The 13,624-nt window shown below is 42.6% G+C and carries 12 protein-coding genes; 6 read left to right on the top strand and 6 right to left on the bottom strand.

The genetic code is table 11. The features are described 5' to 3' along the window. Positions 1-105: 105 nt before the first annotated feature. Positions 106-2,559: a glycoside hydrolase family 31 protein gene (locus tag ACE1CI_RS14050; protein ID WP_413262731.1), complete on the bottom strand. Its 2,454-nt coding sequence runs from the start codon at positions 2,557-2,559 to the stop codon at positions 106-108. Between the two features lie 94 nt (positions 2,560-2,653). Between ACE1CI_RS14050 and ACE1CI_RS14045 the strand changes: the two genes are divergently transcribed. Further along, entirely contained in the window at positions 2,654-4,477 is a 1,824-nt protein-coding gene (locus tag ACE1CI_RS14045) for an alpha-amylase family glycosyl hydrolase (RefSeq protein WP_496615467.1), read from the top strand. A gap of 259 nt (positions 4,478-4,736) precedes the next feature. Here the strand turns inward: ACE1CI_RS14045 and ACE1CI_RS14040 are convergent, their stop codons facing one another. Further along, positions 4,737-5,714, bottom strand: a complete 978-nt coding sequence (locus tag ACE1CI_RS14040) for an AraC family transcriptional regulator (RefSeq protein WP_413262729.1) — start codon at positions 5,712-5,714, stop codon at positions 4,737-4,739. A gap of 303 nt (positions 5,715-6,017) precedes the next feature. Here ACE1CI_RS14040 and ACE1CI_RS14035 point away from each other — a divergent pair, with 303 nt between their 5' ends. Further along, on the top strand, positions 6,018-7,079 hold the full coding sequence (locus ACE1CI_RS14035) for a zinc-binding dehydrogenase (RefSeq protein ID WP_496615466.1): 1,062 nt from the start codon (positions 6,018-6,020) through the stop codon (positions 7,077-7,079). 15 nt (positions 7,080-7,094) lie between these two features. Then, a complete protein-coding gene (locus ACE1CI_RS14030) occupies positions 7,095-8,102 on the top strand; it encodes an aldo/keto reductase (RefSeq protein WP_413262727.1) in 1,008 nt (335 codons plus the stop codon). Positions 8,103-8,254: 152 nt separating this feature from the next. Here ACE1CI_RS14030 and ACE1CI_RS14025 read toward each other — a convergent pair whose 3' ends face one another. Next, positions 8,255-8,863, bottom strand: a complete 609-nt coding sequence (locus ACE1CI_RS14025; RefSeq protein WP_413262726.1) for a hypothetical protein — start codon at positions 8,861-8,863, stop codon at positions 8,255-8,257. Between the two features lie 141 nt (positions 8,864-9,004). Here ACE1CI_RS14025 and ACE1CI_RS14020 point away from each other — a divergent pair, with 141 nt between their 5' ends. Both ACE1CI_RS14020 and ACE1CI_RS14015 read left to right on the top strand, forming a co-directional pair. After that, a complete protein-coding gene (locus ACE1CI_RS14020; protein WP_413262725.1) occupies positions 9,005-9,358 on the top strand; it encodes a DUF433 domain-containing protein in 354 nt (117 codons plus the stop codon). Next, positions 9,333-9,695: a DUF5615 family PIN-like protein gene (locus ACE1CI_RS14015; RefSeq protein ID WP_413262724.1), complete on the top strand. Its 363-nt coding sequence runs from the start codon at positions 9,333-9,335 to the stop codon at positions 9,693-9,695. The genes ACE1CI_RS14020 and ACE1CI_RS14015 overlap by 26 nt, the downstream gene beginning before the upstream one ends. 73 nt (positions 9,696-9,768) lie before the next feature. Here ACE1CI_RS14015 and ACE1CI_RS14010 read toward each other — a convergent pair whose 3' ends face one another. Further along, on the bottom strand, positions 9,769-10,557 hold the full coding sequence (locus tag ACE1CI_RS14010) for an SAM hydrolase/SAM-dependent halogenase family protein (RefSeq protein ID WP_413262723.1): 789 nt from the start codon (positions 10,555-10,557) through the stop codon (positions 9,769-9,771). Positions 10,558-10,692: 135 nt separating this feature from the next. Between ACE1CI_RS14010 and ACE1CI_RS14005 the strand changes: the two genes are divergently transcribed. Further along, the gene (locus tag ACE1CI_RS14005; protein WP_413262722.1) at positions 10,693-11,148 is read left to right on the top strand and encodes a regulatory protein RecX; all 456 of its coding nucleotides are present in this window, start codon (positions 10,693-10,695) and stop codon (positions 11,146-11,148) included. A 44-nt stretch (positions 11,149-11,192) separates the two neighbouring features. Here the strand turns inward: ACE1CI_RS14005 and ACE1CI_RS14000 are convergent, their stop codons facing one another. Beyond that, positions 11,193-11,738, bottom strand: coding sequence for a Dps family protein (locus ACE1CI_RS14000; protein ID WP_413262721.1), 546 nt, complete (start codon positions 11,736-11,738; stop codon positions 11,193-11,195). Positions 11,739-11,956: 218 nt separating this feature from the next. After that, positions 11,957-13,531: a metallophosphoesterase family protein gene (locus ACE1CI_RS13995; protein WP_413262720.1), complete on the bottom strand. Its 1,575-nt coding sequence runs from the start codon at positions 13,529-13,531 to the stop codon at positions 11,957-11,959. Positions 13,532-13,624: the final 93 nt, after the last annotated feature.

The following is a 13,624-nucleotide window of genomic DNA, read 5'->3' as shown; positions in this document are numbered from 1 at the left end:
GGTTCCTACTTCCAGAAAAAATGAGTACGTTGTTGCGCTTCAGCGCTCCCATCGCGAGTGGTAATAAGAGCGCTAAAGCGCAACAACGTACCTAATCTTAACCTTCTAATGTATTTTAAATTCTCCAGCAACGTACATTTGAGGAAATTGTTCAGTTACTAGATAATTACCTTGGCAGTCAACGGAGTTACCATTTACCCAAGCTGCTTTTGCTTCCATTCCATGCAGTTGAATCTTCACTGTTTGGTAAGGAAAAGCATATTCTCCTTGTTGTTCCCAAAAGATTTCTATTCCGTCTTCAAATCGTACCATACGGAATTTATCTAAGCGCGATTCTCCATAACCATCACCTGCATCAAAGTAAAATTGCGTTTCATTTGTTCCTGACAAAGATGGGTAGATATGTAGGGTTAATTTGTCTCCTTCTTCCATTGGTAAAATGCTTCCTGCTTTCACCAATAAAGGAATTTTTTCTAATGGTGCTGGTAAATTAACTTGTTGGGAACCTTCGATGATTTGGTCATCCCAAAAACTATACCAATGTCCTTTCGGTAAGGTAACTTCTCTTTCGGTTTCTCCTTCTTCAAATACCGGACAAACTAACAACGCATCACCTAACATGAAAGCATCGTCAATATCCCAAAGTTGCGAGTCTTCGCTATCATTCCAAAACAGAGGACGGACGGGAGGAAAACCTTTTTGTGTTGCTTCCCAAGATAAGGTGTAAAAGTAAGGAATTAGGCGATAACGTAGTTGCATAAATTCCCGAATAATGCTTAAGTAAGGTTCGCCATAAGTCCAAGGTGCGCGATTTTCTACGTTGTTTGAAGAGTGGGTGCGGTAAAAGGTGAAAAAGGTGGACATTTGGAACCAACGCAAGTAAAGTTCGGCGCTAGGATTGCCTTGAAAACCACCAATATCAGGCCCAGTATAAGGTATTCCTGATAATCCTAAACCGACGACTGTAGAAACAGTAATTCGCATCGCTGCCCATGTACATTCGATGTCGCCTGTCCATGTCCAAGCATAACGTTGAAGTCCCGCCCAACCTGCACGCGAAACGATAAAAGGTCGCTGTTCTGGTCGATGTTTGGACAGACTTTCATAACCTGCTTCTGCTTGCAATAATCCATAAACATTGTGCGCTTCTCGATGGTCGCCGCCTCTACCTTCCATGTAATGTTGTGTTGGTTTGGGAAGCGATCGATCGCCCCACAAAATAAATGCCGCAGGTTCATTCATATCATGCCAAAAACCTGTTACTCCTACGTCTAATAAATATTCATATTGCCGACTCCACCATTTACGCACTACTGGGTTTGTAAAATCAGGAAAAACACACCAACCGGGCCAAACAGGGCCTATCACTAATTCGCCGTTTGGTAAGCGACAAAATGCTTCTAAAAGTTGCCCTTCCAGGAATAAGTTACTGTGACGACTATGCTTAATTCCCGGATTCATTATGGCGATAAATCTTACTCCTTGATCTAAGAGTTCTTTAATAAAACTGGGAAGTTTGGGAAAGCGATCGGGATCGATCGTAAATGCCCGATATCCTACCTGAATATCAATATCTAAATGTATCGCACTTAAAGGTAAATCATGTTTTTCAAATGCCTGTGCTTCTTCTCTAATTGCTTGTTCGGTACGATATCCCCAATGCGATTGATGATAACCTAATGCCCATTTTGGAGGTAATGGCGATCGTCCAGTTAATTCGGTATAGGTTTCTAATAGTTTTGCCGGAGTTCCATAAGTAAAGTAATAACGCAGCGAACCGCCGACAAAATCAGCTTTTGCTACATCGGAGAATGTGAAGAAAGCTTCAAAACTGTTTTCATAAAAAACCAAATAACTGCCAAGAGAATGCAAACCTAAATACAAGGGAATACACAAATACATTGGGTCCGATCCTGGTGCATACATTCCCGCAGCATCATAATTCCACATCCGAAAAGTTTTTGATCGATCGGTAATTTCGCCTTTTTCAGTTGTCTCTTTGGCAGTGCGAAGATTTAAGGGTGTTGACCTTTCTCCTAAACCATAAATACGTTCTTCAGTTCGCAATTTTGCTTGATGAATCCAACCCTCAACTTTGCGTTCTGGCGGCATTTCTTCCCGAATAATTTGCCCTTGATTATCGTAAAATTTCAGGCTACCATCTATCCCAATAATGATTTTTAAAGCAGTGCTCGATATAATCCAATATTCGTTTGTTTCTTCTAAATTAGTTGCTACTTCTGACCATTCATGACGAGCGATCGCATAAGGAATTGGCGGAATACCTGGTTTCCAATCAACTCTTACTAAATCAACTGTGAGAAAAGTTATTTCTAATTCTGCTTGTTCAAAGTAAAAGTTAGCGCCGCTAGAAATGGGTTCTGCACGCAGTAGTTTACCAGGTTTATCGAACTTTTGTTCGCTGCTGGGAGTGAAGTATTGAGCTTCTACAGCGTCGCGCCATCGGGAGTAAATAAATGCTTTCGGTGCATAAGTTAAGTAAAATAAGGAACCCCAAAAAAACTTCAGGTCTAATTTTAATTCTTTCCAAGTTTTCATAATCACTTTCCCTAAGAGCATATTTTGAGTTTTTGCAAATTTACTGCTGAGAGTTATCATTCTTAGGGATGATTTCTGTATCATCTTGAAGGCTTTGTTTCATTCCTTTGATAGAAGTATTTTTTTTGCTAAGAATGTTAACCTAAAAGTTACTAAATTTGGCAAGGTGATATTTGGTGCGATCGCAACCATATTCACAATAAAAAATTATTACATCTGCAAGGTAATCATGGCTAGTTCGATCGAATTTAACTTGTTTGCTCCTAACAACCAAGCTGCCGCTTTAATTGGCTCTTTTAACAATTGGCAAGAAACGCCGATGACTAAAGGAAAAGATGGTTATTTTCGGACTTCAGTAGACTTAACAGATGGAATTTATCAGTATAAGTTTCGAGTTAAAACTAATAATTCATCAGCATTAGGAGAATGGGTAGAAATAGCCGATCCTTACGCCACAGAAATAGATCCTCATAGTTCTGGTGCTGTAATACGAGTGAAAGAAGGCGAAAGAATTCTTGATACATATATTTGGCAATACGACGATCGACCATTACCTGACAATCATGAATTAGTAATGTATGAATTGCACGTTGCTGATTTTTCTGGTTGTGTTCCTAACCGAGAAAAACCAGAGGTATTAAAACGCGCAACTGAGAAGTTAGATTATCTGCAAGAATTAGGAGTTAATGCGATCGAAGTGATGCCATTAAATGAGCATCCAGGTGATTATCGCTGGGGTTATTTAGTTAGCCATTTCTTTGCTTTAGAAAATAGTTATGGTTCCCCAGAAGATTTAAAAAGGTTTGTTGATGAGTGCCATGCTAGAGGTATTCGAGTGATTATGGATGGGATTTTTAATCACTCTGCTGAGGACACGCCTTTACTGAAGATCGATCGCAACTATTGGTACTATGCTTCTAAGAAAGAACACAAAAAAGCATCTGATTATTGGGGACCTGAATTTAATTATGAATACTTTGATGAAAAATTAGATATTCGTCCGGCTTGGAAGTTTATTGGCGATGTCGTGCGGTTTTGGATTCAAGAATATCACCTTGATGGTATTCGTTTTGATGCGGTTTCTCAACTAACTAGCCTGGATATTGAAAAGCCGAATTTGGATTTTCTGAATTGGATTACTCAAGAAGCGAAAAAAGTTGCCGTAAATAAACCTTTTTATAACATTGCTGAGTGCATTCCTGAAGAACCAAGTATTATCGCTCCTGCTGGGCCGATGGATGGTTTATGGCATGAAAGTTATCATCAATTTGTCTTAGAGCATTTATGCAGCGATCACTTTAATTTAGATAAATTGACCGAAGTTTTCAATCCAAAACAGCAAAATTATGGCACCACTAATAAATTAATAAATTACTTAGCAACTCATGACCAAGAACGGGTTTTAGAACAACTGGGTAAGATTGGGATTTTTGACGAAGCTGCTTTTAAAATAGCGAAATTAGGAGCAGTCTTGTTAATGACAGCAGTGGGAGTACCGCTAATTTGGATGGGTGAGGAATTTGGCGAATGCAAACCTAAAACCGAAACTACAGATAAGCCAAATCCAATTCGCTGGAAGTTGTTAGAAAATCAACTCAATCATGATTTATTTGAGTATTACCACAAATTGATTACTTTGCGAAAACAAAATCCCGCACTCCACAGCGAAAATGTAGATTTATTCCATCAAGATGCAGATAATAAGGTATTAGCTTATCAGCGTTGGAATGAAGATGGAGCGCGAGTAGTTGTAGTCGCAAACTTTTCAGACAAAAACTTCGATAAATACCAAATTAACCACTTCCCAGATCATAATAATTGGTATGATTGGTTAGAAGGTAACGGTGTAGAAGCGAAGGATAATAGGTTCATAGTTGATTTGAGCGAACATGAAGCTAAAGTTTTTGTTTCCCAGTAGCCAACGTTTTACTTAGCTCTTGCACCAGGGGAGGTTCTACCTCCCAGATACTCGTTCAACCTGGGAACGAAAATGGAGGCTCTGCCTCTTGGTGCAAAATCTGGCTACCAATTCTCTGTAAAATTGCGCTCCTTCATAGAACCGGGACTGTAGACGGGGAGGGGTTTGGGGTTCTTGTGAATTAAGCGCATCTTTATAGAGAATTGGTATTAATTTTAGCGATTTCTGGCAAGATTAAGGCTTGTTGAGGAGATCGTGTTTAACTAGCAGTCTTCCTAGCAGCTTCTCGCAGCCGCTCCACATCGCGCATCGGTGGAGCACCAAAAAGCCTCTTATACTCCCGGTTGAAGTGCGAGGGATCGTCATACCCCACTCGATAAGCAGCAGTGGTAGCGTCAAGGTTTTCTCCCAGCATCAGACGGCGAGCCTCTTGGAGCCGCAGTTGTTTCTGGAACTGCAAGGGACTCATGGCAGTGACAGACTTGAAGTGATGGTGGAAGCCCGATACACTCATGCCAAGCTCTCGTGCGATGCTTTCAATCCGCAGCGGCTGGTTGAAGTCTTTACGCAGTCGATCGACCGCTCTAGCGATGTGGTGAGTGTAGCCCCCCAGAACGACAATATGGCCCAGCCGATTACCTTGCTCTCCCATCAGGAGTCGGTAAATGATTTCCCGTTTAATCAGTGGTGCGAGAACAGGAGCTTCAGCTGGGGAATCTATGAGCCTGACGAGCCGCACTACAGCGTCTAACAGATTTGCATCTAAGGGACTTACATCGATCGCTTTCACATCAGCACGGCTACGCGATGAGCCATAGCCCGCCTCAACCATGACTGAACCGACAAGAGTGGGGTCGAGATCCAGGCGAAGGCTAAGGTACGGTTGCGCTTTGGACGCTTCCAGAACTTGGCTGACAATGGGCAGTTCGACTGTCGCCAGCAGATAGTGCATTGGGTCATACTGATAGCGATCGCTACCCAGAAGAACTTCTTTGCTGCCCTGCGCGATCGCACAAAAGGCAGGGAAAGAGACACCATGAACGCATTCTGAAGGCGAAGAGGAACGGTGGAAGTGCAATCCTTTCAATGGCTCGATCGTTCCATCATGACGAATCGCCTGGGCAATCCGCTCTTTCAGTTCGTCTCGGTTGGCTTGCGCTCTCTCTGTTTCGCGCTTTGCCTGGGGGTTGTTCATTAAATCCCGATCGGAGATTTCACTCGTTTTTGCAGCGTTCATTTCTAAATTTTGCAGGATTGTACAACAATCTTAGACGATCGTTCTATTGCTTGCCCTTTATGCTTCGTAGAATGAAGCTAAAGCATTGAAAAAAGATTTCGGCTTGTTGTAAACATTCTGGACTTTTATACAAGAGAAAACTCCAGTTTTGATCCGGCAAGAGATTCGCCTAGCGATCGCCAAAATTGCATCAAGGCTAACCTTGCTTCTTAAAAAATTCCCATCTCTACCGATAGAGGGGGCAATAAGTTTTCCATCTCTAGGATTGAAACCAGAGTATTTTTCCTATAGGAGCATAAATCCATGTATAACGCGAAGGCTTACTCCGCTGCCAGTGCAACATCGCCGCTGGTTTCCGATACGATTCCCAGGCGCGATCCAACCGAACACGACGTACAGATCGAAATCCTCTTCTGCGGCATCTGCCACTCCGACCTCCATTCAGTGCGTAACGAGTGGAGCGATTTCATGTCCACGACTTATCCGATCGTCCCCGGTCACGAGATGGTCGGTCGCGTCACTAAAGTCGGCTCGGCAGTGACCAAGTACAAGCCCGGAGACCTTGCGGCGATCGGCTGCATGGTCGATTCTGACGGTACCTGCCCCCATTGCAAAGATGGTCTTGAGCAGTTCTGCTCGAACCTGACTCTCACCTACAACTCCCCGGACAAGCACAAGACCGCCCCAGTCACATACGGGGGGTACTCCGATAGTATTGTCGCCGATGAACGCTTCGTTCTGCGCGTCCCCTCCAACCTCGAACTCGCTGGAGTCGCACCGCTCCTCTGCGCCGGGATTACAACCTATTCACCCCTGCGCCACTGGGGAGTCACCAAGGGCAAGAAAGTTGGTGTGGTCGGTCTGGGCGGATTGGGTCACATGGGCGTGAAGTTTGCTCGTGCGTTTGATGCCCATGTCGTCGTCTTCACTACCTCCCCCGACAAGACGGAAGACGCGCTCCGCCTTGGTGCTGATGAAGTGGTTGTCTCCCGCAATGCTGACGAGATGCAGAAGCACGCTGACAGCTTCGATTTCATTCTTGATACCGTCTCTGCTAAGCACGACATCAACGCTTATCTCAACCTGCTGGGTCGCGACGGTAACATCACCCTTGTCGGCGCACCCGAAAAGCCCCTGGATATTGCAGCATTTAGCTTGATCATGGCTCGCCGCAGTCTCTCCGGCTCTAGCATTGGCGGCATTGCCGAAACTCAGGAGATGCTCGACTTTTGCGGAGAGCACAACATCACCGCAGATGTGGAAGTTATCCCCATCCAGAAGGTCAATGAAGCCTACGATCGACTGCTCAAGTCCGATGTGAAGTACCGCTTCGTAATTGATATGGCATCCCTGAAATCTGAATAACTCGAAGGAGTAACAATGCAAACGCGCAAACTTGGCAACAGCAACTTAGAAGTTTCGGCGATCGGACTTGGCTGCATGGGAATGAGCTTTTCATACGGCCCACCTAAAGACATACAGGAGATGACCGCTCTTTTGGGAGCAGCAGTGGAACGTGGTATCACCTTCTTTGACACCGCCGAGGTTTATGGCCCGTTCCTAAACGAAGAGCTTGTGGGTGAAGCTCTTGCTCCCTTCCGCGAGCAAGTGGTAATTGCTACCAAATTCGGGTTCGACATCAGTCCGAATTCCGATCCTCGCGGGATGAAGGGTTCGCCCGGACTGAATAGCCGACCGGAGCATATTAAGGAAGCTGTGGAGGGATCGCTCAAGAGACTTAAGGTTGAGGCGATCGATCTACTCTATCAGCATCGAGTCGATCCAAATGTGCCGATCGAAGACGTAGCGGGAGCGGTAAAGGAACTGATTGAGGAAGGTAAGGTTAAGCACTTCGGACTCTCGGAAGCAGGTGTGCAAACAATCCGTCGCGCCCACGCAGTTCAGCCCGTGACGGCACTCCAGAGCGAATACTCGCTGTGGTGGAGAAAGCCGGAAGCGGAAGTGATACCGACTCTTGAAGAACTCGGAATCGGCTTTGTCCCGTACAGTCCTCTGGGTAAAGGCTTTCTCACTGGCAAGATCGACGAAAACGCAACCTTCGATCGCTCTGACTTCCGCAGCACTCTGCCTCGCTTCACGCCGGAAGCTCTCAAGGCGAATCAGGCTCTGATCGATCTGCTTGCCAGCATCGCCCAAAGGAAGCAGGCGACACCTGCTCAGATCGCGATCGCCTGGTTGTTAGCTCAAAAGCCTTGGATCGTGCCGATTCCAGGCACCACGAAACTGCATCGCTTGGAGGAAAACATCGGGGCAGTTTCAGTCGAACTTACGCCCAACGATCTGCGGGACATCAATGATGCGGCATCCAAAATCGCAGTGCAAGGCGATCGGTATCCCGAAAAACTGGAGCTTTTGACTGGGCGCTGAGTGGCAAAAAAATGTGTTCTCTGGTTGCATTCTAGGTGCGGAATGTAGATTAAAGGCTACTTTCGCACCTTAATCAAATCCGCTTTAAACAAAGGTTTTGATTTTTAGGTAAGTAGTCTAGCTAAAGCGGATTTGGTTTCAGCAATTTCCACCTAACTCAAACTTATACCAAACAGAACAGAAAGCACCAAATTTAGATCGCTAGGAACGGCGTATGTGTTGATATCTTTGTGAACGATTTTTTCTTGACGCTGAAACATACCAAATTTCCAGACATCTCCTGTTGTGACAGTGCCATAAAGCATTGGAACTGTTGAATCAGTCCATTGATCTAGGGCAATTAATTCTACCGCCAACTGAGTAAAACCTCTTGCTAAATCGGCATTTTTCGCTTCAATTACTAATAAATTGTGTTGAGTAGGAATAAAATAATCAAAAGTGCCTTTGAGCCAATTGCTGACTCGCACAGGATATTCAATTTTGAGTGGTACTTGAATGAACTTACAAATCGTCTTGAGAATAGGAAAGATTAGCGCTTCACGTCTAGCTATCTCGGAAACTGGATCTACTAAAGTAAGATTTTCTTGCAGTTCTATTCTCAGTGGTTGTGGATCGATCGGCAACTGCTGTGGGAGTTCGAGTGAAGTATTGTTGAGGGTAACTCCGAATTCAGCTAGGATATCGGCACTATCGTAGGCTAATTCGGCATATTTACTAAAAGTGTAGCTCTCGGATGGGTCAAGAATCCTGGCTTTGGTCATGATTTTGCTCGATCGCCAACGCTAACTGAATAAATAGTATTATTAGAAATTGTACTGAAAATATTTAACAAGGCAGCTATAAATATGTTTTAGCAAACGCTACCTTAGTATTATCCCAAATGAATCTATAAGCCTGGAAAAATGCAATTAGAAGATTATTTTGATTTCCTCAGTCCTGATGAGATTCGGATAAAAGGCACAAGAGTAGGGATTGAAACTGTTTTATACGATTTTATCCATCGGTGTCGTACCCCAGAGGAAATTGCCCAGAGTTATCGAACCCTAGATTTAGAACAAGTCTACGCTACGATTCTGTACTATCTGCACAACAAAGAAGCAGTCAGTACTTACCTCGCTAATTGGATTGAGCATGGTCGCAGGATGCGAGAAGAACAAAAACGCAATCCTCCTCCTGTTTCTGAAAAACTGCGGAAACTGAGAGCAGAAAGGGAAGCAATGAGGAAAGCAAGTGGCACTGAAGTATCTTTTAGATGAGAATGTCGATCGAGTTTATCAAACTCAACTTTTGCGGCAATATCCTGAATTAGTTGTTCTTATGGTAGGAGATCCTGGTAATCCTCCTAAAAGCACGCCAGATCCAGAAATTTTATGCTGGTGTGAAGTCAATGGGTTTGTTTTGGTGACTAATAATCGTGCTTCTATGCCTGTACATTTAGCCGATCATCTTGCTCAAAATCGCCATATACCTGGTATTTTTATTCTCAATTCCGATTTAGGCATTGGTGGAAATCTCGAAGAGTTAATTTTAGCTGCTCTTGCTTCGGAAAACGATGAGTATCAGGATCGGATTGTTTATTTACCTCTGCCATAGACTTCATTCGTAGAGACGTTGTATACAACGTCTCTACAAGATAACGCACCGTTCATTTCTAGAGATGTCTAATTTAGGAAAGGCGAGTTACGGTTTGATTTAAGCGAGGTCTACCAAAACGATCCCAAGCATTACCACCGCGCAAAAACAGTTCCATCCAACGAATAGTTTCTCCGGTTGCTGTTTCCCATCCTGAACTTCCGGGCGAAAATGCTAAAGTACCTTCAGGAACGCGAAAACTGCCATCGGAATATATGGCATCGCTGACCACATCTCCGACTCGAATTACTACTTTTTCTTCTGGTTTTAGGTTGATTGTATGTGCAGGAATGGTGGTTTTGATGTTACCATAGCCATCAATCCAAGCTACTCTATCTGTTGGTGCGTCGGGTATTTGTTCGGGGTGTAATTGTTCTCCTAAAAGGCTGAGATCTCCTTTGGCGATCGCACCTACAGCAGCAGGGAAAACGTCACGCGATCGAAACTGCGAACCTCCCCTAGAAACTTTGATTGTATGCAAAACTTGAGCATGATTCTTAATAAAAGAAAGGGTGTATCCGGCAAAAACTCCGACAACTTTCACATCATTAGGTAACAAAGCATAAGTCAACCCTTCCCCCTCGTTATTTTGTCTCGCTTCTGGGTTGTCTTGTCGCGGCGCACAGTTATGATAAATTAACCGATTTTTAGGCCCTTTATTTAAACCCAATTGCGCTACCCAAAAACCCGTTGCTAAAGTACTAAAAGGCGGTACTGAAAGACAGTGAATCTGCGCTTCCGGTATTTCTGCCATCAGACGTTGAATTACTTCTGCAAAAGCTGGATCGCCATTCCCGTAATCTGCAATTAAATTGAGCAACATAGTTTTTTTACCACTAAAATTATTACTTGAAATATATCTAGTATATTTTAGCCATTGCATAAATCTTTAAGGTGTTACAATATTAACAAGGAAATAATCTTTTCATAACTATTCTTTAATTAATGAAGGTTATATATGACTTGCATTGATTACTTTTATCTGCTTTTGGCACGTCGAGAATATAGCACTCGTGAGTTGGAAAAAAAAGGTAAAGAAAAAGGCTTTGAAGAAGCTGAAATCGTCGCAGCTATTAATCATTTACAAGAGCTTGGTTATCAGTCAGACGCTCGTTTGGTCGAAAGTTTAATTTCTTCATCTCAAGGTAAATACGGCAAGTCTATGATCAAACGTAAGTGTTTTGAAAAAGGCATTTCTAGCGATGTATTTGAGGAAGTGTGGTCAGCACAAGAAGAGAATGAAGAAACGGACGATTTGGCTGACTTAAAAGCGAAGATAATGCGGAAATATCACATTACAGACTTTGGCAATATTGACCCAAAAACTAAGAGTAAGTTAGTTAATTATCTTCAGTATCGCGGGTTTAATGCTTGGCAAACTTTAGCGCAATGGCAAAAAGAAGAAGATGAATGAGATCCATAGATCCCCGACTTCTTCAAGAAGTCGGGGATCTCACTCTATCTGCTATTTGCTTCTACAGGAACTCTTAAATCAGAGGAGAGTTTACCATCTGGGGTAATTTGCTCTCCTTCAATAAAGGAACGCAACATCCATGCCATTTCTTCATGTTGTTCCATCAATCCTGTGAGGAAATCGGCGGTACCTTGATCGTGGAAATTATCTCCGCATTGGTCTACGTGATCGCGCAAATTGCGGATAATTAATTCATGATCTGATACTAAATTTTCTACCATGCCATAAGCATTAGGTAGAGTTCCAGCTTCTTCTTTAATGGAAGAGTTTTCCAGAAAACCTTTAGCTGTACCAATAGGATAGCCACCTAAAGCACGAACTCGTTCCGCGAGTGCATCAATGTTAGCTGTCAAAGCTGTGTAATGTTCTTCCCACAGTGTATGTAGAGAACGGAATTGTGGGCCAACTACATCCCAGTGATATTTTTTGGTTTTGATTAGCAGTAAATAAGCATCTGACAAGTCACGATTTAATAAATCGATTACACCTTGACGTTGTTCTTGGGACAAGCCTATGTTCAATGGACGCATAATCTTAATGTTTTCCTACACTGTTTCCTAAATATTTATTGCAACAAATTTAGGTTGGGAGTCGCATCAACCAAATGGGAGAGAAAATGTATTTTATCCCTCAGTATTAAGAGCGACTAAGTATAACTTATTCAGTTTAGATGTCTACAGTTTTTATGTCTTTTAGTGGATGCAATAACATTTTAAAAGTGGCAGGGTTAACTAATTTAGTTACTTATTCAAATCTCGAAGGGTTTGACTTGATTTTCGTGCCATTGCTGTTGGTATCTTTCAACGACAAAGGGACGAATTACAAATTTAGGAGGTGTTCCCGATCGCACATCAATCCGCAAAAACGAATAAGGTCTACGTTTGTGATAACCTTGACCACTACGACCGATAAAAAGTAGCGATCGCGCCACAGTCCGAGTCTCTTTACCAGATAAATTTGCTAAATGTTGAGTTATTTCTAAACCTTCCTCTCTTTGGCGACGCAAACTATAACCACTTCCGCCACAAACAATCCAATTAATATGAGAATCGCCATGTCCTGTATTAGTCGTGCGGAGATATTCTAAACAGTGAGCATGACCAGTCAAAACTAAATCTACTAAAGGGCGATCGCCAGCTAAATTTCCCACAGCTTTTGCTACTTCATCTAACACCTCACGCAGGCGATAACGCACTGCTAGAGTTTGGGATTGATACCACTTTGTTGCTTCTGTAACGTAAGGAGGATGATGCAAATAAATTACTCTACCCCTCACTGAATCGGTATGCCAAGACTCGATTAACCTTTGTTGTAACCAGTTTAATTGTTCCCAATCAACGGTAACTTCTCCGGTAGCATTTAAATGTTTATCTACATCTTTTTCAATTTCTTCTAATTGCTCCAGTTTAGTGCGTAAATCATCAAATCTTTCCGCTTCTTCTGGGCGATCGGGATTTAGAGAATTCATAGTTTGCATAATTTCTTGTTGTTCTTGCCTTGCATCAGCACGCCGTTTTTCTAAAATGCGGCGATTTGCATCTCCCTCAGCATCTTCAGACAAAGGTAAGGGCGAATTGAAAGTATTAGAATCTAAAGCAAAGAAATCAATACCGCCAGAACGAAAAGTGTAATAACGATTCGGTAATCGAGTGAATTCTTTAGGTTGATAACGCAAACAACGACCATTATTGGTATTGGCGTTGTAAAAGCGATCGAGATGTTCTTCTAATTGTTGTCTATTATTAATATCTAATAAATAATCTAAAAAAGCTTTGGCGTAAGCTTCTCCTTGAAATGAACCATGCCAACCAGCATCAAAATCAATTTGGGAACGGAAAAGACGACGCAAAGGTAAAGCTGTTTGTGCTAATAATCCATAAACAAATGGCAAATCATAATAATCGTGATTTCCCAGTACAGGCAGAAACGGATAATTGAACAGCATTTGGTCATATTTAATGTTTTTGGGCTTTTCCCCATTCACTAAAAACTCTCGATATGGTTCAATAAAATTTTTGTGATAGTACTCGCTAGAACCGACTAAATAAACTACATCCCCTGTATGGAGTACAAATCGACAATCATCTCGATGCAACAACATTTGTTCGGCAATTTTGCGTTGTGGGTGATGTTCTCGGTGGGCTCCTGAACCGCTATCTCCTATTACTAAAAAAGAGAATTCCGGCTGATCTTCTTGACCATCATCTATTACTAACTGAGTTTGATCTATTCCCCGTTTCACAATTATTGGTTCTTGCCATCTGACTCTTTGTTTCATTTTTTGGATTTTCATCCAAACGGGAGGATCGGATACAAATTCCATAATTGTTATCTAGGTAACTTTAATTTACTTGGCGATTAAACCAATTATCAGCTTAAAACCTTTGCATTCACTGGTACAGATCCCAGAGAAAGA

The sequence above is a fragment of the Floridaenema flaviceps BLCC-F50 genome, from assembly GCF_041929275.2.
In the GTDB taxonomy this organism is placed as follows: Bacteria; Cyanobacteriota; Cyanobacteriia; order Cyanobacteriales; family Aerosakkonemataceae; genus Floridanema; species Floridanema flaviceps.
The sequence above is the reverse complement of the archived record's forward strand: the minus strand, read 5'-3'. Positions and strand labels throughout refer to the sequence as shown.

Coding starts and splice junctions, on each gene's coding strand:
- ACE1CI_RS14005 (WP_413262722.1), top strand. CDS start 10,693: ATGACTTGCATTGATTACTTTTATCTGCTTTTGGCACGTCGAGAATAT.
- ACE1CI_RS14010 (WP_413262723.1), bottom strand. CDS start 10,557: ATGTTGCTCAATTTAATTGCAGATTACGGGAATGGCGATCCAGCTTTT.
- ACE1CI_RS14000 (WP_413262721.1), bottom strand. CDS start 11,738: ATGCGTCCATTGAACATAGGCTTGTCCCAAGAACAACGTCAAGGTGTA.
- ACE1CI_RS14040 (WP_413262729.1), bottom strand. CDS start 5,714: ATGAACGCTGCAAAAACGAGTGAAATCTCCGATCGGGATTTAATGAAC.
- ACE1CI_RS13995 (WP_413262720.1), bottom strand. CDS start 13,531: ATGGAATTTGTATCCGATCCTCCCGTTTGGATGAAAATCCAAAAAATG.
- ACE1CI_RS14030 (WP_413262727.1), top strand. CDS start 7,095: ATGCAAACGCGCAAACTTGGCAACAGCAACTTAGAAGTTTCGGCGATC.
- ACE1CI_RS14020 (WP_413262725.1), top strand. CDS start 9,005: ATGCAATTAGAAGATTATTTTGATTTCCTCAGTCCTGATGAGATTCGG.
- ACE1CI_RS14035 (WP_496615466.1), top strand. CDS start 6,018: ATGTATAACGCGAAGGCTTACTCCGCTGCCAGTGCAACATCGCCGCTG.
- ACE1CI_RS14025 (WP_413262726.1), bottom strand. CDS start 8,863: ATGACCAAAGCCAGGATTCTTGACCCATCCGAGAGCTACACTTTTAGT.
- ACE1CI_RS14050 (WP_413262731.1), bottom strand. CDS start 2,559: ATGAAAACTTGGAAAGAATTAAAATTAGACCTGAAGTTTTTTTGGGGT.